Origin of the sequence: Mesorhizobium argentiipisi (SeqCode), from assembly GCF_037179585.1 — a bacterium.
In the GTDB taxonomy this organism is placed as follows: Bacteria; Pseudomonadota; Alphaproteobacteria; order Rhizobiales; family Rhizobiaceae; genus Mesorhizobium; species Mesorhizobium argentiipisi.
Genome location: NZ_JAPYKO010000031.1, coordinates 12,017 through 31,959 on the forward strand (window position 1 = coordinate 12,017; position 19,943 = coordinate 31,959).

The following is a 19,943-nucleotide window of genomic DNA, read 5'->3' on the forward strand; positions in this document are numbered from 1 at the left end:
TTATGATAATTCTGCTCAGCTGGTTGCTGAGCGGATTCTGAAAAGCTTCCGAGTTGGCCTGGATCAAGCATCCGGCACTTCCGTCTCGTAAGTTTCGTGGCTATCTATGGGATGCGTCGCACGCCAGTGCGGCGCATCAATCATTTCAGCACCGTGAGATCCCGCCATGATGCGTCAGTATGAGCTTGTCGAGCGCGTCCAGCGCTACAAGCCTGACGTCAACGAGGCGCTGCTCAACAAGGCTTACGTCTATGCCATGCAGAAGCATGGCCACCAGAAACGCGCCTCGGGCGATCCTTATTTCTCGCATCCCCTCGAAGTCGCCGCCATCCTCACCGACATGCACATGGACGAGGCGACCATCGCCGTTGCCCTGCTGCACGACACGATCGAGGATACCACCGCGACCCGCGCCGAGATCGACGAGCTCTTCGGCCCTGAAATGGGCAAGCTGGTCGAGGGCCTCACCAAGCTGAAGAAGCTCGATCTGGTCTCCAAGAAGGCCGAGCAGGCCGAGAACCTGCGCAAGCTTCTGCTCGCGATCTCGGAGGATATTCGCGTTCTTCTGGTCAAGCTCGCCGATCGCCTGCACAACATGCGCACGCTCGACCATATGCCCGAGTCCAAGCGCCTGCGCATCGCCGAGGAGACGATGGAAATCTATGCGCCGCTGGCCGGGCGCATGGGTATGCAAGGCATGCGCGAGGAGCTGGAGGAAATCGCCTTCCGCTACATCAATCCGGAGGCTTATCGCGCAGTCACCGCAAGGCTTGCCGAGATTTTCGAGCGCAACAAGGGCGTCCTGCAGGAGATCGAAACGGCGCTGTCGGGCCTGTTCGAAAAACACGCCATCAAGGCGAGCGTGAAGAGCCGGCAGAAGAAGCCGTGGTCGGTGTTCCGCAAGATGGAGGCCAAGGCGCTGTCCTTCGAGCAGCTCTCCGACATTTTCGGCTTCCGTGTCGTCGTCGATACGGTCGACGACTGCTACCGCGCGCTTGGCGCCATCCACACCACCTGGTCGATGGTGCCCGGCCGCTTCAAGGACTACATCTCGACGCCGAAGCAGAACGACTATCGCTCGATCCACACCACCATCGTCGGCCCGTCGCGCCAGCGCGTCGAATTGCAGATCCGCACCAAGGAGATGAACAAGATAGCCGAATATGGCGTCGCCGCGCATTCGATTTACAAGGATACCGGCGGCAAGATGAACGGCACGGGCCATGCGATCTCCAGGGAGACCAACGCCTATGCCTGGCTGCGGCGCACCATCGAGCAACTGGCCGAAGGCGACAATCCGGAGGATTTCCTCGAGAACACCAAGCTGGAGCTGTTCCAGGACCAGGTGTTCTGCTTCACGCCCAAGGGCATGTTGATCGCGCTGCCGCGCGGCGCCACCCCGATCGATTTCGCCTATGCCGTCCACACCGATGTCGGCGACACCTGCGTCGGCGCCAAGGTCAACGGCCGCATCATGCCGCTGATGACGGAATTGAAGAATGGCGACGAGGTCGAGATCATCCGCTCCAAGGCGCAGGTGCCCCCCGCCGCCTGGGAGTCGGTCGTGGTCACCGGCAAGGCGCGCGCCGCCATCCGCCGCGCCACCAAGAACGCGATCCGTAAGCAATATTCCGGCCTCGGCGCCCGCATCCTGGAGCGCGCCTTCGAGCGCGCCGGCAAGACTTTTACCAAGGATAGCCTGAAACCGGTGCTGCACCGGCTGGCTCGCAAGGATATCGAGGACGTGCTGGCTTCCGTCGGCCGCGGCGAACTGAGCTCGACCGACGTCATGAAAGCGGTCTTCCCCGACTATAAGGACGAGCGCGTCACCGTCGCTCCGCCCAAGCAGCGCGAAGAAGGCTGGTCGAAGATCCGCAACGCCGCCGGCATGCTGTTCCAGATGCCCGGCACCCGCGCCGCGCGCAAGGACAGCAAGAACCAGCAACGCGACGGCGCGGTCCCGATCCGCGGCGTGCGCGGCGACCTGCCGGTGCGCTTCGCGCCGGAAGGCGCCGTGCCCGGCGACCGCATCGTCGGCATCATCCAGCCGGGGACCGGCATCACCATCTACCCGATCCAGTCGCCGGCGCTGCAGGCCTTCGACGACCAGCCCGAGCGCTGGATCGACGTGCGCTGGGATATCGACGAGCGCACCAAGGAGCGTTTCCCGGCGCGTATCTCGGTCACCGCCATCAATGCGCCGGGTTCATTGGCCGATATCGCCCAGGTGGTGGCGTCCAATGACGCCAACATCCACACGCTGTCGATGATACGCACCGCGCCCGATTTCACCGAGATGCTGATCGATCTCGAGGTCTGGGATCTCAAGCACCTCAACCGGCTGCTGTCGCAGCTAAAGGACAATTCGAGCGTCAGCGATGCGCGGCGCGTGAATGGGTGAGCAGTGAATAGTTGGTAGTGAATAGTGAATAGTTATTAGTGAATAGTGAATAGTGGATAGTGAATAGTATAGTGTATTCGAAATAGAAGGTGCTCTAACTACTAACTACTAACTACTAACTACTAACTAACTAACTATTCACTAATAACTATTCACCACTCACCAAGGGCATGGAGCGAACAATGAACACCGACGAAGTGCTGGGCATTTTCCGCGAGGCCGGCGCCGTTCTCGAAGGTCATTTCATCTTGACGTCCGGCCTGCGCAGTCCGGTCTTCCTGCAGAAGGCCCGCGTGTTCATGCATGCCGACAAGACCGAGCGCCTGTGCAAGGCGCTGGCGGAGAAGATACTCAAGGCGGTGCCGGGTGGGATTGATTATGTCGTCGGCCCGGCCATCGGCGGCCTGATCCCGGCCTATGAAACCTCGCGTCATCTCGGCGCCCCGGCGATCTGGGTCGAGCGGGAAGGGGGCGAATTCAGGCTGCGCCGCTTCGAGATCGCCAAGGGCGCGCGCGTCGTCATTGTCGAGGACATCGTCACCACGGGCCTGTCGATCCGCGAGACCATCGATTGCCTGCGCGAGCTTGGCGCCGACGTCGTGGCAGCCGCCTGCATCATCGACCGCTCGGCCGGCAAGACCGATGTCGGCGTGCCGTTGATCGCGCTTGCCGAATATGAAGTGCCGGCCTATCCCGCCGACCGCCTGCCGCCGGAACTTGCCGCTATTCCAGCCGTTAAGCCCGGAAGCCGCAACATCTGACTCCGCAATGTATGAAAACAAGCACTTGGGCGCGTCGCTTGAATCTCTCAGGCCGCCGCCCGCGCCGGGGTCGCCATGATCGCCGGTATTGACCATTTCGTGCTGACGGTCCGCTCGGTCGAAGCGACCTGCGCGTTCTATCAGCGTGTGCTCGGCATGCGGCGGCTCGATGAACCGAACCGGCCGACCGCGCTTCTGTTCGGCTCGCAGAAGATCAACCTGCACGAAATCGGCCGCACGTTCGAGCCGAAGGCGAAGGCGCCGACGCCGGGCTCCGGCGACTTCTGTCTTGTGGCGGCGGTGCCGCTTGCCGAAGTCCAGGCGAGCCTCGAAGCCAATGGCGTGGCGGTCGAGGTCGGCCCAGTCGAGCGCACCGGCGCGCGCGGCCCGATGATGTCGGTCTATTTCCGCGATCCGGACGGCAATCTGGTCGAAGTCAGCGAGTATCCGTTCACCTGAGATCGAGCCGCATGGCGCAGCGCTGATCCAAAACCATGCCGTGCTCGGCCTCATCGCTGAGCAGGCTGGCCAGCCGTCCGTCGATCTCGGCATTTTCCAGAATGCGAAATCCGAACTTGCGATAGAAGGGCGCGTTCCAGACGACGGCGCGAAACGTGGTCAGCGTCACCGCGGCCAGGCCGCGCCGCCTGGCGTCCGCGACCGCCCGTTCGAGCAGCGCGCGGCCGATGCCCTGGCCCTGCCGGTCGAGGTGCACGTCCAGCTCCCAGATATGCAGCGCATCGCCCTCGATCCCGGCGCTCAGGAAGCCGACCGGCCGGTCCTTCTCGTCTGCGGCAGCCCAGCATGCGCCCGCGGCGATGAGCGCGCGGTGTCGCTCGACACCGACATTGTCGCCGTCGGCGAGCCACGCCAGTTCCGCGATGGCGCGGAACGCCAGCCCGGCGGACTGTTCGAGAGCCGGCAGTGCCTCGGCGTCCTCGGCCCGCGCCGGTCGAATGATGATCATTTGGCTCCGCCTCCCGGTTGTCTTCCTCAGTTTCGCCAGAATGACGCTCTTATTACAGCCTGCGGCAGACCATCGCGGCGGCGTTCATTGTTGCGCGGCCCAGTCGTCGCTATATCAAAGCTTGTTGCCTTTCTGCGCCATCGAAGCGCAAGATATGTGTGGCGCGACCCGGTGGTGGCAGGGGCAGCGCATGTTGGACCGGGAACTGGAACAGAGTGCTTTTTCGACGCCGAGAGCCTGATGGCCTCCTGGAGCGGGTGCGTACTTATCTATGGCCGCGCCGCTCGTTCTCGCGTTCCGTGCAGTATTTTTCCAAACGCATCCTGCGGCTGAAGGCGACTCCGCATTCCGTTGCCGCCGGCGTCGCCGCTGGCGTTTTCGCTTCCTTCTTCCCGCTTGGCTTCCACTTCATCGTTGCCGCCGTGCTGTGCTGGATCATCGGCGGCAATCTGGTCGCGGCAGCACTTGGCGCCGTGTTTTTCGGCAATCCGCTGACCTTCCCGCTTTTGTGGGGGGCATCCTGGGAAACCGGCAAACTCCTCCTGCATGAGCACCTGCCCAAGCACGGGCCGCCCGAGCATCTGGGCGAAATGATGCACAAGCTCTCCTTCGCCAAGCTCTGGCATCCCGTTCTGGAGCCGATGCTGATCGGCGCGGTGCCGCTCGGCCTGGTCTTCGGGTTGGTTTTTTACGGCATCACGCGCTGGGGCATGACCGTGTTTCGCGAGCAGCGCCGGAAGCGCATGGCTGAGCGGGCCGAGAAGAAGGCGCGGCAGGGCGGACGGGAAGTGCCGGCGGAATGATCATCGGCATCGGCAGCGACCTGATCGACATCAGACGGATCGAGAAATCGCTGGAGCGGCACGGCCAGCGCTTTATCCAGCGCATCTACACCGAGGTCGAGCAGGCCAAGTCGGAAAAGCGGGCGGCACGCGCGGCCTCCTATGCCAAGCGCTTTGCCGCCAAGGAGGCCTGCGCCAAGGCGTTGGGCACCGGCATGGCCGAGGGCGTGTTCTGGCGCGACATGGGCGTGGTCAACCTGCCGAGCGGCGCGCCGACCATGGCGCTGACCGGCGGCGCCGCGGCCAGGCTGGAGAAAATCCTGCCGAAAGGCCACCGCGCCCTCATCCATCTCACCATCACCGACGATTTCCCGCTTGCTCAAGCCTTTGTGATCATCGAGGGAGTGCTCGCCGAACAAGCGCCACATTGATTCCATCTGACCACGAGCGGCATGACGTTGCCCAGCGCGCGCCGAGACTCTATACCAACATCGCACAATCGAGGACGACATGAGCGTGGCTGAAAAATCGCAGAAGAAATCCGGCGGGCTTGGTGAAACCTTCTCCGTCATCATCCAGGCTCTGCTGCTCGCGCTCATCATCCGCACGCTGCTTTTCCAGCCCTTCTCCATTCCGTCCGGCTCGATGCGGCCGACGCTGCTCGAAGGCGACTATCTCTTCGTCACCAAATGGGCCTATGGCTATTCGCGTTACTCGCTGCCGTTCGGTCCCGATCTCTTCTCGGGCCGCATCTGGAGCTCGGAACCCAAGCGCGGCGACGTGGTTGTGTTCAAGTTCCCGCCGGATCCGTCGGTCGACTACATCAAGCGTGTCGTCGGCCTGCCCGGCGACAAAATCCAGGTGAAGGACGGCCAGCTTTTCATCAACGACGTCGGCGTGCCGCGCGTGAAGACCGGCCAGATCGACAATCCCGACGTCACCGAGGAAAACCGGCCGATCGATGTCTATCGTGAAACGCTGCCGAACGGCGTCAGCTACGACACGCTCGACATCAATTCCGATTCGATCGGCGACAACACGCGCGAATTCGTCGTGCCGGCCGGGCACTATTTCATGATGGGCGACAATCGCGACAATTCCTCCGACAGCCGCTTCGCCGTCGGCTTTGTGCCGGCCGAGAACCTTGTCGGTCGCGCCAACCTCATCTTCTTCTCGATCGCCGGCAAGGCGAGCCCGCTCGAGATATGGAAGTGGCCGTCGCTGATGCGCGCCGGGCGCCTTTTCCATTTTGTCCATTAGAGCGATGGCGGCCGGCAAGCGTTTGACCGCCGATGCCCTGGCCGAAGCGCTTGTCGAGCGTACCGGCCATGCCTTCGCCGACCGCCAGCGCCTGCAGCGGGCGCTGACCCATGCCAGCGCCCGTTCGACCCATGCCGGCGTCGATTACGAGCGCTTCGAATTCCTGGGCGACCGGGTTCTCGGCCTAGTCGTCGCCGACATGCTGCTCGCGACCTTTCCCGATGCCGCCGAGGGCGAGCTGTCGCTGCGGCTCAATGCGCTGGTCAATGCCGAGGCGCTGTCCGAGATCGCCGAGGAGATCGGCCTGCCGGAGCTGATCCGCGCCGGCTCCGACGTGCGCAATCTCGACGGGCGCAAGCGCACCAATCTGCGCGCCGATGCGCTGGAATCGCTGATTGCCGTGCTTTACCTCGATGGTGGCCTTGAGGCTGCCCGCGCGTTCATCCATCGCTATTGGCAGCCGCGCTCGCAAGCGATAGGCGCCGCACGGCGCGACGCCAAGACCGAATTGCAGGAATGGGCGCACCAGGCGGCCGCCGGCGCTGTGCCGGCCTACCGCGTCGACGGCCGCGAGGGTCCGGATCACGATCCGCTGTTCACCGTCAGTGTCAAGGTCGGCTCCTTTGCGCCGGCGATCGGCAGCGGCCGATCCAAGCGCGAGGCCGAGCAGGCCGCCGCGGCTACTCTTTTGCTGCGCGAAGGCGTATGGAGCGCGGCATGAGCGATACGGAAACCCCTGAAGCCCCCGCGACGCGCTCCGGTTTCGTTGCGCTGATCGGCGCGCCCAATGCCGGCAAGTCGACGCTGGTCAACCAATTGGTCGGCGCCAAGGTGTCGATCGTCACCCACAAGGTGCAGACCACCCGCGCCATCGTGCGCGGCATCGCCACGCATGACAACGCGCAGATCGTCTTCGTCGACACGCCCGGCATCTTCAAGCCGAAGCGGCGGCTGGACACCGCGATGGTGACGACCGCCTGGGGCGGCGCCAAGGATGCCGATGTCGTGGTGCTTCTGATCGACGCCGAGCGCGGCATCAAGGGCGATGCCGATGCCATTCTCGACCGACTCAAGGATGTCCGGCAGCCGATGCTGCTCGTCCTCAACAAGGTCGATCGCGTCAAGCCGGAGACGCTTCTCGCCTTGGCCGCGACCGCGAACGAACGCGTGCCGTTCAAGCGCACTTTCATGGTCTCCGCGCTCACCGGCTCCGGCTGCAAGGACCTGCTCGATTATCTCGCCGAGACGTTGCCCGCCGGCCCCTGGTACTATCCGGAAGACCAGATCTCCGACCTGCCGATGCGCCAGCTCGCGGCCGAGATCACGCGCGAAAAACTTTATCTGAGGCTGCATCAGGAGCTTCCCTATTCCTCGCACATCGAAACCGAGAAATGGGAAGAGAAGAAGGACGGCTCGGTGCGCATCGAGCAGGTCATCTATGTCGAGCGCGACAGCCAGAAGAAGATCGTGCTCGGCCATAAGGGCGAGACAATCCGCGCCATCGGGCAAGCCGCGCGGATGGAGATTGCTGCCATTCTGGAGCAGAAGGTGCACCTCTTCCTGTTCGTGAAGGTGCGCGAGAACTGGGGCGACGATCCAGAGCGCTACCGCGAGATGGGGCTGGAGTTTCCCCATTGATGCCTGTCGCCCGAAGGCGCGAAGCGGCTTTGGAACGAAAGCATGGATGATCCGCAACCGACCATCGATGCTGATCTCGTGCGCCGGCTGGTCGATGCTCAGTTCCCTGGATGGCGGCATCTGCCGGTCAGCCCGGTCGCTTTCGGCGGCTGGGACAACCGCACCTTCCATCTTGGCGACGAAATGACGGTCAGGCTGCCGAGCGCTGCCGCCTATTCGCCGCAGGTCGAGAAGGAGCATCGCTGGCTGCCAAGACTCGCGCCGCTCTTGCCTCTGCCCATTCCGACGCCGCTGGCCATGGGCGAGCCGGCCGAGGGCTATCCCTGGCATTGGTCGGTCTATCGCTGGATCGACGGCGAGACGGCCAGGAGTGCGCGCATCGACGATCTCAACGCCTTCGCAGTCTCGCTCGCCGATTTCCTCGTCGCGCTGCGAGGCATCGATGTGACGGATGGGCCTGCACCCGGCCAGCACAATTTCCACCGTGGCGGGCCGCTGACGGTCTATGACGACGAGGCAAGGCAGGCCATCGCCGCGCTTGAAGGCCGGATCGACACCCAAGCCGCGACGACCGTCTGGGAAGCCGCGCTTGCCGCCACCCGGTTTGGCTCCCCGGTCTGGTTCCATGGCGATGTCGCCTCGGGCAATCTGCTGGTCGAGGACGGCAGCTTAAGCGCCGTCATCGATTTCGGCACCTCCGGTGTCGGCGATCCGTCTTGCGATCTGGCGATCGCCTGGATCTTCTTCGAAGGCGCCAGCCGCGAGGCTTTTCGCACCCGCATCGCCGTCGATGACGCCACTTGGGCGCGCGGCCGCGGCTGGGCGCTGTGGAAGGCGCTGATCACCGTCGCCGGCCACGACGCCAACCAGGCAGAGGCCGAAAGGCAGCGCCGCGTGATCGACGAGGTGCTTTCCGATCATCGGCGCTGGGTCTGAAACGGCACCATCGAATGTCAGCACGGATCGAGCCCGGCGTGCCGAAATCTTGATTTCGCCACCCAACGGGTGAAAAGCTCGTCTCATGGAATGGCGCGACGAGGGAATCGTTCTCGGCACTCGCAGGCATGGCGAAACCAGCGCCATCCTCGAGGTGATGACGCGCGCGCATGGCCGTCATCTCGGCCTTGTACGGGGAGGGCGCTCGCGCAAGCAGCAGCCGGTGCTGCAGCCCGGCAACCGCGTCGACCTTTTGTGGCGGGCGCGGCTCGACGAGCATCTGGGCATCTTCCAGGCCGAGGCGATCGAGATGAACGCCGCGCGGCTGATGGACAGCGCGGTCGCGGTCTACGGCCTGCAGACCATGGCCGCGCATCTCAGGCTCCTGCCAGAGCGCGATGCCCATGGCGGCCTTTACGAGGCCCTTGCCGTGATGATCTCCCATCTCGGCGATGCCGATGCGGCTGGCGAGTTGGTGGCGCGCTTCGAACTGCTCATCCTTGACGAATTGGGCTTCGGCCTCGATCTCAGCCAATGCGCGGCGACCGGCTCAAGGCAGGATCTCGCCTATGTCTCGCCGAAATCCGGACGCGCCGTCTCGCGCAGCGCCGGCGCGCCTTGGCACGACAAGATGCTGGCGCTGCCCGCCTTCCTGCAGCGCGGCTCCGGCCTGCGCGCCGATGCGGCAGCACTCGAGGACGCCTTCCGGCTGAGCGGCTTCTTCTTCACCCGCCATGTCTACGAGCCGCGCGGCCTCGAGCCGCCCGATGCCCGCGCCGGCTTCCTCGCCGCGCTGCGCCGACACCATGCGGCGGTGAAGGCGATTGCCGGCGAGGCCCGATAGCAGAGACAACCGCTTTAATCCGCGCCCCGCCGCACCAGGAAATCATCGAGCATGGGGCGCTGGCCCTTGAGAATCTTGATGCCGGCTTCGGGCAGCGAAAACCAGCCGGCCTTGTCGACTTCGGGGAACTCCTTCATTGCGCCCGATTTCGGCGGCCATTCCATGGTGAACATGTTGCTTCTGACGGCCTCCGCATCGATGTCCGCCTCGACGCTCCAGGTGATGACGATCTTGCCGCCGGGCTGTTTGTAGCTGCCGAGTGGCTGGAAATCGCCTTCGATGGCGACGCCGAGCTCCTCTTCGGCTTCCCGCTTGGCGGCTTCGAACTCATTTTCGTCGTCGCCGATCAGTCCCTTCGGGATTGACCATGCGCCTTCATCCTTTCTGGCCCAGAACGGTCCGCCCGGATGAATGAGCAGAAATTCGAACACACCTGAGGCGCGCCTATGGATCAGCAGGCCGGCGCTTCGTTGCGGCATCGGTCACCTCACGGTATTTTCTTCGATCGCCCGAGAATAGCACGAGTATTTCACGGCCGCGTTCGCAGACTCCCGCCAGCGGCCTCGGCGGCTTGGTGTTGAACAAGCCGGCAAGTTGCTGGCAATCGGCGACGAAACATGCTCGAGCTTGTTCGCTCGAAAGACGCTGATTTGCACCAGCCGTCTCATTGCCGCATTTATTGGCCACGACCGGCCTGGTTTTGAGGGAAACCGCCATGTTTTTCAGCATGATCGCCATTGCCGCCGTCATAGCTCTTTTCGTCATCGTGTCACGACAGCAGAGCCGCATCGCGCTGGTTGAGCGCGAGCTCGGCGTCCTGCGCGGCCTGGTGCAATCGGGAGTCTCGCTGTCCGCGCCCAAGGCGGCGGACGCCGCGCAGGAAGGTCTTCCTGAGGGGGCCAAGGCAGCCGCGGCGCCTGTCACGCCGCTGGCCGACGGCATGACCGTGGCCGAGGAGGTCGTCACAACGCCAGAGACCGCCGAAGGCGAGGCCGTGGCCGGGCCCTGGACGAAGGGCAGGACGGTTCCCGCACAATCCGCGGGGCCGGCCGAACCGGCGCAAGCTGCTTCCGTGATCGAAACGCCCGCAACCGGATCGCCCGCGGCCCCCAGGGCAGCGCGCCAAACCGATGTCGAAACAGCGCTGGGCACGCGCTGGGCGGTCTGGGTCGGCGGCATCGCGCTGGCGTTGGGCGGCCTGTTCCTGATCCGCTATACCATCGAGGCCGGTATATTCCGCCCCGGCGTGCGCCTCACCATGGCCGGCGTCCTCGGCCTGGCGCTCGCTGCCGGCGCCGAATTCATCCGCCGCACCGGCTTCAGGGTGCCGGTGCGGGGCGCAACGGGAGCCTATATTCCCTCGATCCTGACGGCGGCTGGCGCCTTCATCCTGTTCGGCACGGTCTACGCGGCGCACGCCATCTATGGCTTCATCGGCCCGGCGAGCGCCTTCGCGCTGCTTGGCGTCATCGGCGTCACGACCATTGGCGCTTCGCTCCTGCATGGCCTGGCGCTGGCCGGCATCGGCCTCGTCGGCGCCATGGTTACGCCGGCGCTGGTCGCCTCACAGGCACCCAATCCCTGGGCGCTGTTCGTCTATCTGGCGATCGTGCTTGCGGCGACCGCCGCGATCGCTCGCATCCGCGACTGGAAGGCGCTGGTGGCCGCTGCTTTCGCCGGCGCCGGCATCTGGACCATTCTTTACATGGTTGACGCGCCGGAGGTGAACCTTGCCGCCGTGCTGTTCATCAGCTTGGCGACGCTCGCCGTGCTTGTCTTCGTCTGGCTCGGCCCTTTCTTGGTTACTGGCCGCGACACCGCCGAACGTGGCTTCGACTGGCCATCGGGCGTGCCCGGCTTCTTCATCGCCCTGAGCGCGCTGGCCCTGTCCGTCGATCCGGCTTTTGCCAGCGCCGGCGATGCCTTGCACGGCGCGGTCCTTTTGGCCGCGCTGGTCGCGGCGGCGCTCTATCGGCCGCGCGCGCTGCCGCTGGTCTTTGCCGCCGGCATTGCGACCGCGCTGATCTATCTCGGCATCATTCCGCCCGCCACGATCGGCGCAAATGCGCTCGATGTCGGGTTGGACGCCCAGCCCCTGGCGTCGTCCGACGCCCTGACTTTCCGCATCGGCATCGCGCTTGGCCTGGTCTTCCTCGCCGCCGGCTTCTGGGCCGCGCGCCGCTTCGCCGCCACCGCTCCGCGGCGCGCGGCCTGCTGGGCGGCCTGGGGTGTCATCGTCCCGCTGGTGGTGCTCACCGCGCTGTGGCTGACCTTCGGCGATATCGACCGCGACTTCGGCTACGCGCTGCCGGCACTGTTGCTGGCGCTCGCCTTTGCCGCCGGCGGCGAATGGATCGCGCGCGCCGAAGCGCCGCCGCTCAGCGGCGGCCCGGCCGTCTCATTCGCGCTCGGCGGCGCCGGTGTCGCCGGCCTGTTGATGCTGCACATGGCCTTCGGCTCGGGCTGGACGACTGTGCTGCTTGGAGCCGCCGCGATCGTCCCGGCGCTGGCCACGCGCTGGCGCTCTTACCCCGTGCTGGGTTGGATCGCGGTCGGCGCGGCGGTCGCCGTGCTCGGCCGCGTCGCCTTTGATCCGACCATCGTTGGCGCGGCGTTTCTGTCCAGGACGCCGGTCTTCAACTGGCTGCTGCCGGGCTATGGCGTGCCGGCGCTCGCCTTCGGCTTCGCCGCCTGGCAGCTCGCCCGCACCACCAACGGCCGACCGCGCCTTGCGATGGAGGCGGTCTCGGCGCTGTTTGCGCTGCTCACCATTGCCATGCTGGTGCGCCACGTCATGCATGGTGGCGTCATCGACACCGGCACCGTGACGCTCGCCGAACAGGCGATCTACACGCTGATTGCGCTCGGTGCCGGCGCCATACTGGTCGCCATCGACATGCGCTCGCCGAGCTCGGTTCTGCGCTATGGCTCGATGGTTGCCGGCGTGGTCTCGGCAGGCTTGATCGCGGTCCAGCATTTCGTTGTGCTGAACCCGCTGCTGACGGACGAGTCGACCGGTACGATCCCGGTCTTCAACCTGTTGTTCCTCGCCTATCTGCTGCCGGCCATCGCCGCCGGCGCGCTGGCACTCTATGTCCGCGACAAGCGCCCGCGATGGTATGCGGCGATGCTGGCGCTGATCGCCGCGCTGCTTGCCTTCGCCTATGCCACGCTCTCGGTGCGCCGCCTGTTCAAGGGCGAGTTCATCGCCTTGTGGAGCGGGCTCGGCCAGCTCGAGACTTATACCTACTCCGCGCTCTGGCTGGTCATCGGCGTCGCGCTGCTCACTGCCGGCGTCTGGCTGAAATCGCAAGTGCTGCGCATCGCCTCCGCGGTGCTGATCGCGGTGGCGGTCGTGAAGGTCTTCCTCTTCGACATGTCGGAGCTGGAAGGCGTGCTGCGTGCGCTGTCCTTCATCGGTCTCGGTGCCGTGCTGATCGGCATAGGGCTGTTCTACCAGCGGCTGTTGACCAGGGCGGCGAGGCAAGGGTGAAGGCCTGCTTTCCGGAGATCGCTGCCTCTATTTCCGGACAACGCCACGCAGCCGACGCTGGTTGGCTGCCTCTTTGATGAGGCCAGCAATCTTGCGCACGAACGCCGGACTGAAAGAACCGATCGGCTTGGTCGAGACTAAGTCGTAAGCTTCGTCAGTCCGCACCCGGTTGTATTCGTCGAGAATCAGCCATGACGGAAAATCGAGGCCGCCCCTGCGGCACTCGATCTCACTGATGGCAATATACGTGCGGGTCGCATCGGGTTGCCGCGAGGTGAGCGGGAACAGGAACAGCGTGGCCGGCGCGGTCGGCGCTCTGACCACGATGCAGACTGGGCGCGCCTTGCGGCCGGATTCCTCACCGGCATCAGCCTGCCGCGCCCACAAATAGTAGTATCGAAGCAGGTCGCCGGGTTTAAACATCCGACTCATCACCAACTATGATGGCTTCCAACCCCGACATCAGTTCGTCGTGGACCTCGTCCGGTGCGCCCTCCAGCGTGTAAGCGGCGGCATGAGACGAACCGACGAGTTGCCGGTATTGTCTGGCCGATAGGATGATCAGCTTCTCCTTGCCGCGTTTTGTGAGAGCGACGGGCTCAATCATCGCCGTTTCGAGGATTTCGCCCGACGCGCGGTTCATATCTGAAAAGGTGAATTGCTTCATTGGTCACCTCATACGTGATATACCTAGTATACCTATATTACGTAATTAAACAATCCGTTCTGCGCGACTTTGAGTCGGGAATAAACCGGCCTGCGCCATCGTTTTTAAATATGCTTGGGTAGCCGCAGCGGTTGGGCCGCTTCGCGCTGACCGCTTGCACCGCGCCGGAAAGGCGCGTTCTATCCGGATGGAAAGCGACCTCGAAACAAGCGGTCATGGACGACAAGAAGGCAGCGATCCTGGGCGAAATACCGCGGCTGCGGCGCTATGCGCGCTCGCTGCTGCGCGAGCGCGATTCCGCTGACGACCTGGTCCAGGATTGCCTAGAGCGGGCGCTCGTGCGGCTCGACAACTGGCAGACTGGAGAGAGCCCCCGGAGGTGGCTGTTTACGATCATGCATCACTTGTTCATCGACCAGATGCGCAAGGTCAACCGGCGCGGCGAGGCGGCGATGCTGCCTCTCGAAGCCGGTGAGGCCCAAGCCGCGCCCGCCGATCAGGTCGAGACCATCGCCTCGCGCGAGATCATGGATGCCTTGCAGGCGATCAGCCCCGATCGCCGCGCGGCATTGGTGATGGTCGCCATCGAGGGCTTTTCCTATGCCGAGGCCGCCAACATCCTTGGCGTGCCGGCCGGCACGCTGATGTCGCGCATCGCGCGCGGCCGCGAGGAATTGCGAGGATTGCTCGACGACACATCGCGCCGCCGCTCGATAAGGATCGTCGAGAAATGACCCGCAGCGATTTTTCCGAACGCGATATCCATATGGCCCTCGACGGCGAACTGCCGGGCGAGGAGCGCATGGCTTACGACGCCTGGCTCGAGTCCAATCCCGAGATGAAGGCGAAGTCCGCGCGCTACATTGCCGACCGCGCCGCCATGCGCGCCGCTTTCGCAGGCGTGATGGACGAGCCGGTGCCGGCGAGGCTGCGGCAGGTCGTGCTTGGCGAGGCGCCTGCAAAAGCATCGGCCTGGCGCTCACGCTGGTGGTTGTCGGCTGCCGCTGCCGTAATGCTCGCGGTCGGCGGGCTCGGCGGCTATGTCGCCGGCATCGACAGCGTCGCTCGTGGCGACGGCGACGACCAGCTCGCCGAGCAGGCGATCGCCGCCCACGTCACCTACGCCGCCGAGAAGCGCCACGCCGTCGAAGTCCCGGCGAGCGACAGGGATCATCTCCAGACCTGGCTGTCGAACCGTGTCGGGCTGAAGCTGGTCGCGCCCGATCTTGCGGCGGAAGGCTTCGATCTCGTCGGCGGCCGGCTGCTGCCTGCCGGTGACCAGGGCAAGGCGGCGATGCTGCTTTATGAGGACGCCAAGGGCGAGCGCATCTCGCTCTACGTCACCGCCGAATCGGCGGAGACGTCCAAGGGCACCTACACGGCTGAGACCGGCGGGCCGGAGGCTATCTACTGGCTGGACAAGGGCTATGCCTGCGCTGTCGTCGGCTCGTTGCCGCCGGAGCGCCTGTCGGACGTCGCAAAGAGTGCCTATGGCCAGCTGCTGGCCGGCATATCAAGCTGAATCGGCTGCGTTTTTCGTCGGCCGGCAGTTCCTTTGAACGGCAATTCTGTTCAAACGCTTGGCCCTTTGCCGCCGCCGCGGAAACTGTCACAATTCAGCCCTAATCAAGGAGCGATAGCGCTTGATGAATACTGGCGCTTCGGCCAGTATTCGCGACGCATCCACCGGGGCCGTTTCTTAAACAATCGAGGTTCTCCTTAGCCCGCATGCCTGCCGAGATCCGCAAGGCCCGCGCGTCAGACGTCGATGACCTCGCCGCCATCGAGAAGGCTGTTTTTCCGGGCGACAGGCTCTCGCGCCGCTCCTTCCGTCAGTTCATCGAACGCGACACCGCCGAGATGCTGGTGGCCGAGAACGAGGGCCGCGTCGCCGGCTATGCGGTGGTGCTGTTTCGCAAGGGCAGCGGCGTCGCGCGGCTCTATTCCATCGCCGTCGGACCCTTCTTCGGCCGCCTCGGCATCGGCCGGCTTCTGCTGGCGGCCGCCGAGGAAGCGGCCTTCGAGCATGACCGGCTGTTGCTGCGCCTCGAAGTGCGCGAGGACAATCAGCGCGCCATCCGTATCTACGAAGAGGCCGGCTATCGGAAATTGGGCCGCGAACCCGACTATTACGAGGATGGCGAGACCGCGCTGCGCTATGAAAAGACGCTGCGCGGCGACACGCCGACCGCGACTAAGGTGCCGTTTTACCAGCAGACCTGCGAGTTCACCTGCGGCCCTTGCTGCCTGATGATGGCGATGGCCAATTTCGACGGTGGCTTCGTGCCAGACCCGGTCATGGAGATTCGCCTGTGGCGCGAGGCCACCACAGTCTTCATGATGTCCGGCCCCGGCGGCTGCGAGCCCTTCGGTCTGGCCGTCGCCGGCTACGAGAGCGGGCTCGGCGCCGAGATATTCGTATCCTTCTACGGTGCCCTGTTCCTGCAGTCGGTGAGGAGCGAGGAAAAGCGCCGGGTGATGGAGCTCGCCCAGGTCGATTTCCGCCGCCGTGCCGAGCTTTATGGTATCCCTGTCAATTACCGTCCGTTCGGCATCGGCGACATCCGTGACGCCCTGGCCGGGGGTAAGCTGGTGGTGGTGCTGGTCAGCGGCTTCCTGATGTTCGGCAAGAAGGTGCCGCATTGGGTGCTGGCCATCGGCGACGATGGCGACCATATCCTGATCCACGACCCATGGGTCGAGGATGAGAGGCAGGAAACGATCCTCGATGCCGCGAACATTCCGGTGCCTTACGACATCTTCATGAACATGGCGCAGTTCGGTCGCGACGGCCTGCGCGCCGCCATCACTCTGGGAAAACGCTGAGACAATGACCTGGGTTATCCTCACAGGCAGGCAGAACGACATTGATCAGGTGGCCACACCCCACAAGATCATCACCAACCGCGACTATCTCGCGCATCCGGCGCTCTTCCGCGGCCAGCGGCCGAAAGTGATCAACCTGTCGAACAATTACGGCTATCAGAGCCGCGGCTACTATGCCTCGCTGCTGGCCGGCTCGCGCGGCCACAGGGTGATACCGACCGTCGAGACCATGATCGACCTTTCGGAGCGCAAGCTCTACGAGCACGCGCTGCCGGAGCTCGAGCTTGCCTTGAACAAATGCCGCAAGGATCTCGGCGGGGCGTTTCCGGCCAAGGTCGCAATCTTCTTCGGCATCGGTCCGTCGAAAATATGGGACCGTTTCGCCAAGCTGTTGTTCGACTGGTTCCGCGCGCCGGCGCTCGAGGTCCACATCAAGGACAGCGCCGAATGGGCCTCGATCCGCAAGATCGGCTTCCTGCCGCTTGCCCGCATGACCGAGGATGAGGAAGAGTTCTTCCTGCAGTGCCTGGACACCTACACCAACCGCGAATGGCGCGACACCAAAGGCCGCACGCCGGCGCGCTACACGTTCGCGACGCTGGTCGACCCGCATGAGGAACTGCCGCCGTCGGAAATCTCCTCGCTGCGCTATTGGGCGCGGATTGCCGAGAAGATGGGCGTCGAAGTCGAGCCGATCACCAGGAAGGATCTCGCCAAGCTCGCCAATTACGACGCGCTGTTCATCCGCGAGACCACGTCGATCTCCAACCACACCTACCGCTTCGCGCGCCGCGCCCAGCAGGAAGGCATGCCGGTGATCGACGATCCGCTGTCGATGATCCGCTGCACCAACAAGGTCTATCTCAACGAGCTGATGACCTACAACAAAGTGCCGGTGCCGCCGACGGTGATGATCGCCGGCACCTCCGACTTCGAAGTGGCGGCGCAGACACTGGGCTTTCCGCTGGTGCTGAAAATCCCGGATTCGTCTTTTTCGCGCGGCGTCAAGAAATGCGAGAACATGGCGGAGCTCACCAAGCTCGCGACCGAGTGGCTGGAAGATTCCGACCTGCTGATCGCGCAGAAATTCATCCCCACCGAATATGACTGGCGCGTCGGCGTGCTCGGCGGCCAACCGCTGTTTGCCGTGCATTATCTGATGGCGAAAAAGCACTGGCAGATCGTCAACCACAAGGCCAGCGGCAAGCCCGACCAGGGCGGCATCAAGACGTTCACGCTGAAGCAGACGCCGCCGCATGTCGTCGAAACGGCGGTGCGGGCGGCAAAATGCATCGGCGACGGGCTCTATGGCGTCGACCTCAAGGAGACCAAGGACGGGGTCTTCGTCATCGAGGTCAACGACAATCCCAATCTGGACCATGGCTGGGAGGATTCAGGCGAGAAGGACGAGCTCTGGGTGCGGCTGACGCAGTGGTTCCTGGAGCGCCTGGAGAGACCGGAGAAGTAGCGGCCGGAGAAGCGGAATGGAGGACTGGGGAATTGAGGAACTGGAGAATTGAGGAATTGATGAAGTCAGGCTAATAGCTTCTCTAAATGCTTCAGTTCTTCAGTTCTTCAATTCCCCCATTCCCGATCATTCGAACTGAGGGAACAAGAATGCTGTTTTTCGTGATCGAGGACTTTCACGGCACGGACCGCAAGGAAATCTATCGCCGCTTTCGGGATAAGGGCCGGCTGAAGCCCGACGAGCTTGTCGTGCATCACAGCTGGATCGCCGGCGACATGAGCCGCTGCTTCCTGTTGGTGGAGGCCGATGACGTCACGATCCTGCAACGCTGGGCCATCGAGTGGAACGACCTCGTCGAGTTCGAGATCATTCCAGTGGCGACGAGCAAGGACATGGTCGCGGCTCTGGCCGAGCATCTTTGAAAGGCTTCAGGACGTGTAAATTCCAGTCTCCTCATCAAATGACCGCTATCGCGTCGACCTCTATGAGGTAGCCTGGAGACATTATCGCCACGCCGACAATCACATTCGCTGGCTTATGATCTCCGAACAGCGAAATCTGCGCGTCTTCGATGATCGGAACGTGCTCATCGCGGTTGTAGTCGACAACGTAGACTGTGACTTTGCAGACTTGGTCGGGTCGTGCGCCTGCCGCGCTGAGCGCTCGGCCGAGATTGCCGAATGCCAGGCGCGCTTGCGCCGCAAAATCGCCATGCCCGACGAGCTTGCCCTGTATGTCCTCGGGCTGCTGACCCGAGATGAACACCAGCTTGGATCCCGTCGCGACGACAACCTGCGTGTACATCTCCGGAACCGGCAGATCGTTCGGGTTGATGAGTTCGAGCGACATTGAAAAATCTCCTACTTCGTTCGGCTGATATGCGGTGCGGGCGGCGATGGAAACGAGTGCTCCGTCACCGTAATTCCCTAAACGAGTTCTCGGATAACTGGAGAACCGAGCGCTGGTGATTTGACCGCGCGCATACATTCCCCGATCAGCCACTTCCGGAACGCGGCCACGACATCCCGTCTTGCGCTGCGTTCGGGGATCGTCAGGCAATAGGGCTGGCGCAGTTCCAAGGGTTGCGCGGCGGCCCGCACCAGCTTGCCATCCTCCAGCGCCTGGGCGCAATAGATGCCCTGCGCCAGCGCCACACCCAGCCCTGAAATGGCGAGATCGAGCGCTGCTCGCGACGAGTTCGCGGAGAGGCCGCGTTGTGCCGCACGGCCCGGCTCGCTTCCCGCCGCTTCGAACCAGTTGCGCCAGGACGGAAACGACGCGCCGCTCGGTCCCCAGTCGGTATGGATCAGCGGCAGGCCGGCAAGGCGTTCGGATCCGGTCGCTCCGGCCAGCGTCGGCGCGCAGACGGGATAGACGGCGTCCTTGACGATCTCCTCCGTCGGATGCTCGCGGTAGTGCGGACCGTAGGAGAGGCGGATGTCGATCAATTCATGATCGAACGGCACCGGATCGTCGTCGCCTCTGAGCGATATGTCGGCGGCGCCATGCCCAGCGACAAAGCCGGCGAGCCGCTCCGAAAGCCAGCCCATCGCCATGGAAGGCGGCACCGAAACGACGAGCCGTGGCCGGAACGCATCGCCCCCGACATCGCGCGCGACGCTGCCGATTTCCCGGAAGGCCATGCTGAGCCTCGGCAGCATCTCCACCCCGGCCTCGGTCAGCACGGCGCGCCGGTTGATCCGGTGGAACAGCTTGCGCCCCATCTGCTCCTCGACGGTGCGGATAAGCTGGCTGACCGCCGCGGCCGAAATCGACAATTCCTCCGCCGCGGCGGCAAAGCTGCCCGTCCGCGCCGCCGCTTCGAAGGCCTGAAGTCCGCGCAAGGAGGGAAGGGCGACCATGGCAATCCAAAGATAAGGTGACCTTATCTATTTCGCAG

General features: G+C 64.0%; 23 protein-coding genes. 16 read left to right on the top strand and 7 right to left on the bottom strand.

Annotated features, from left to right (window positions below; genetic code table 11):
• Positions 1 to 166: 166 nt before the first annotated feature.
• The 3 genes from O7A05_RS28690 to O7A05_RS28700 all read left to right on the top strand — a co-directional run bounded on the left by O7A05_RS28690 (position 167) and on the right by O7A05_RS28700 (position 3,621).
• Positions 167 to 2,401 carry a RelA/SpoT family protein gene (locus O7A05_RS28690; RefSeq protein WP_337096478.1) on the top strand — a complete coding sequence of 745 codons (2,235 nt, stop codon included), beginning with the start codon at positions 167 to 169 and terminating at the stop codon, positions 2,399 to 2,401.
• Between the two features lie 182 nt (positions 2,402 to 2,583).
• Positions 2,584 to 3,162 carry an orotate phosphoribosyltransferase gene (pyrE, locus tag O7A05_RS28695; protein ID WP_337096479.1) on the top strand — a complete coding sequence of 193 codons (579 nt, stop codon included), beginning with the start codon at positions 2,584 to 2,586 and terminating at the stop codon, positions 3,160 to 3,162.
• 75 nt (positions 3,163 to 3,237) lie between these two features.
• Positions 3,238 to 3,621, top strand: coding sequence for a VOC family protein (locus O7A05_RS28700; RefSeq protein ID WP_337096481.1), 384 nt, complete (start codon positions 3,238 to 3,240; stop codon positions 3,619 to 3,621).
• On the opposite strand, the gene O7A05_RS28705 is transcribed toward O7A05_RS28700, so the two are convergent.
• Complete coding sequence (locus O7A05_RS28705) at positions 3,614 to 4,129, bottom strand: GNAT family N-acetyltransferase (protein ID WP_337096482.1); 516 nt, start codon at positions 4,127 to 4,129, stop codon at positions 3,614 to 3,616. The genes O7A05_RS28700 and O7A05_RS28705 overlap by 8 nt on opposite strands.
• Before the next feature lie 215 nt (positions 4,130 to 4,344).
• On the opposite strand from O7A05_RS28705, the gene O7A05_RS28710 reads away from it, so the two are divergent.
• The 7 genes from O7A05_RS28710 to recO all read left to right on the top strand — a co-directional run bounded on the left by O7A05_RS28710 (position 4,345) and on the right by recO (position 9,589).
• Positions 4,345 to 4,932 carry a DUF2062 domain-containing protein gene (locus O7A05_RS28710; RefSeq protein WP_337096483.1) on the top strand — a complete coding sequence of 196 codons (588 nt, stop codon included), beginning with the start codon at positions 4,345 to 4,347 and terminating at the stop codon, positions 4,930 to 4,932.
• Complete coding sequence (acpS, locus tag O7A05_RS28715; RefSeq protein WP_337096484.1) at positions 4,929 to 5,342, top strand: holo-ACP synthase; 414 nt, start codon at positions 4,929 to 4,931, stop codon at positions 5,340 to 5,342. Before O7A05_RS28710 ends, acpS begins: the two co-directional genes overlap by 4 nt.
• Positions 5,343 to 5,421: 79 nt before the next feature.
• Complete coding sequence (gene lepB / locus O7A05_RS28720; RefSeq protein ID WP_337096486.1) at positions 5,422 to 6,171, top strand: signal peptidase I; 750 nt, start codon at positions 5,422 to 5,424, stop codon at positions 6,169 to 6,171.
• A 4-nt stretch (positions 6,172 to 6,175) separates the two neighbouring features.
• Complete coding sequence (gene rnc / locus O7A05_RS28725; RefSeq protein WP_337096553.1) at positions 6,176 to 6,892, top strand: ribonuclease III; 717 nt, start codon at positions 6,176 to 6,178, stop codon at positions 6,890 to 6,892.
• Positions 6,877 to 7,809 (top strand): GTPase Era, encoded by a 933-nt coding sequence (gene era / locus O7A05_RS28730; RefSeq protein ID WP_337096487.1) that lies wholly within the window; start codon positions 6,877 to 6,879, stop codon positions 7,807 to 7,809. The genes rnc and era overlap by 16 nt, the downstream gene beginning before the upstream one ends.
• Positions 7,810 to 7,851: 42 nt before the next feature.
• Positions 7,852 to 8,745 (top strand): aminoglycoside phosphotransferase family protein, encoded by an 894-nt coding sequence (locus O7A05_RS28735; RefSeq protein ID WP_337096489.1) that lies wholly within the window; start codon positions 7,852 to 7,854, stop codon positions 8,743 to 8,745.
• Positions 8,746 to 8,830: 85 nt separating this feature from the next.
• Positions 8,831 to 9,589: a DNA repair protein RecO gene (recO, locus tag O7A05_RS28740; protein WP_337096490.1), complete on the top strand. Its 759-nt coding sequence runs from the start codon at positions 8,831 to 8,833 to the stop codon at positions 9,587 to 9,589.
• 14 nt (positions 9,590 to 9,603) lie between these two features.
• Here the strand turns inward: recO and O7A05_RS28745 are convergent, their stop codons facing one another.
• Both O7A05_RS28745 and O7A05_RS28750 read right to left on the bottom strand, forming a co-directional pair.
• Positions 9,604 to 10,068, bottom strand: a complete 465-nt coding sequence (locus tag O7A05_RS28745) for an NUDIX hydrolase (protein WP_337096491.1) — start codon at positions 10,066 to 10,068, stop codon at positions 9,604 to 9,606.
• Positions 10,034 to 10,327: a hypothetical protein gene (locus O7A05_RS28750; protein WP_337096492.1), complete on the bottom strand. Its 294-nt coding sequence runs from the start codon at positions 10,325 to 10,327 to the stop codon at positions 10,034 to 10,036. Before O7A05_RS28750 ends, O7A05_RS28745 begins: the two co-directional genes overlap by 35 nt.
• On the opposite strand from O7A05_RS28750, the gene O7A05_RS28755 reads away from it, so the two are divergent.
• The gene (locus O7A05_RS28755; RefSeq protein ID WP_337096493.1) at positions 10,305 to 13,082 is read left to right on the top strand and encodes a DUF2339 domain-containing protein; all 2,778 of its coding nucleotides are present in this window, start codon (positions 10,305 to 10,307) and stop codon (positions 13,080 to 13,082) included. The genes O7A05_RS28750 and O7A05_RS28755 overlap by 23 nt on opposite strands.
• A gap of 27 nt (positions 13,083 to 13,109) precedes the next feature.
• Here O7A05_RS28755 and O7A05_RS28760 read toward each other — a convergent pair whose 3' ends face one another.
• On the bottom strand, positions 13,110 to 13,505 hold the full coding sequence (locus tag O7A05_RS28760) for a hypothetical protein (RefSeq protein WP_337096494.1): 396 nt from the start codon (positions 13,503 to 13,505) through the stop codon (positions 13,110 to 13,112).
• The gene (locus O7A05_RS28765; RefSeq protein ID WP_337096496.1) at positions 13,498 to 13,749 is read right to left on the bottom strand and encodes a type II toxin-antitoxin system Phd/YefM family antitoxin; all 252 of its coding nucleotides are present in this window, start codon (positions 13,747 to 13,749) and stop codon (positions 13,498 to 13,500) included. Before O7A05_RS28765 ends, O7A05_RS28760 begins: the two co-directional genes overlap by 8 nt.
• A gap of 215 nt (positions 13,750 to 13,964) precedes the next feature.
• Between O7A05_RS28765 and O7A05_RS28770 the strand changes: the two genes are divergently transcribed.
• From O7A05_RS28770 to O7A05_RS28790, 5 genes are all read left to right on the top strand, one after another.
• Positions 13,965 to 14,483, top strand: coding sequence for an RNA polymerase sigma factor (locus O7A05_RS28770; RefSeq protein ID WP_337096498.1), 519 nt, complete (start codon positions 13,965 to 13,967; stop codon positions 14,481 to 14,483).
• Positions 14,480 to 15,271, top strand: coding sequence for an anti-sigma factor family protein (locus O7A05_RS28775; protein ID WP_337096499.1), 792 nt, complete (start codon positions 14,480 to 14,482; stop codon positions 15,269 to 15,271). The genes O7A05_RS28770 and O7A05_RS28775 overlap by 4 nt, the downstream gene beginning before the upstream one ends.
• Positions 15,272 to 15,477: 206 nt before the next feature.
• The gene (locus tag O7A05_RS28780) at positions 15,478 to 16,575 is read left to right on the top strand and encodes a GNAT family N-acetyltransferase/peptidase C39 family protein (protein WP_337096500.1); all 1,098 of its coding nucleotides are present in this window, start codon (positions 15,478 to 15,480) and stop codon (positions 16,573 to 16,575) included.
• Between the two features lie 4 nt (positions 16,576 to 16,579).
• Positions 16,580 to 18,043, top strand: coding sequence for a RimK family protein (locus tag O7A05_RS28785; RefSeq protein ID WP_337096502.1), 1,464 nt, complete (start codon positions 16,580 to 16,582; stop codon positions 18,041 to 18,043).
• 149 nt (positions 18,044 to 18,192) lie between these two features.
• A complete protein-coding gene (locus O7A05_RS28790) occupies positions 18,193 to 18,465 on the top strand; it encodes a DUF3303 domain-containing protein (RefSeq protein ID WP_337096505.1) in 273 nt (90 codons plus the stop codon).
• A 34-nt stretch (positions 18,466 to 18,499) separates the two neighbouring features.
• On the opposite strand, the gene O7A05_RS28795 is transcribed toward O7A05_RS28790, so the two are convergent.
• Together O7A05_RS28795 and O7A05_RS28800 are read right to left on the bottom strand one after the other, a co-directional pair.
• Complete coding sequence (locus O7A05_RS28795) at positions 18,500 to 18,892, bottom strand: RidA family protein (RefSeq protein WP_337096506.1); 393 nt, start codon at positions 18,890 to 18,892, stop codon at positions 18,500 to 18,502.
• Between the two features lie 77 nt (positions 18,893 to 18,969).
• On the bottom strand, positions 18,970 to 19,905 hold the full coding sequence (locus O7A05_RS28800) for a LysR substrate-binding domain-containing protein (RefSeq protein WP_337096507.1): 936 nt from the start codon (positions 19,903 to 19,905) through the stop codon (positions 18,970 to 18,972).
• Positions 19,906 to 19,943: the final 38 nt, after the last annotated feature.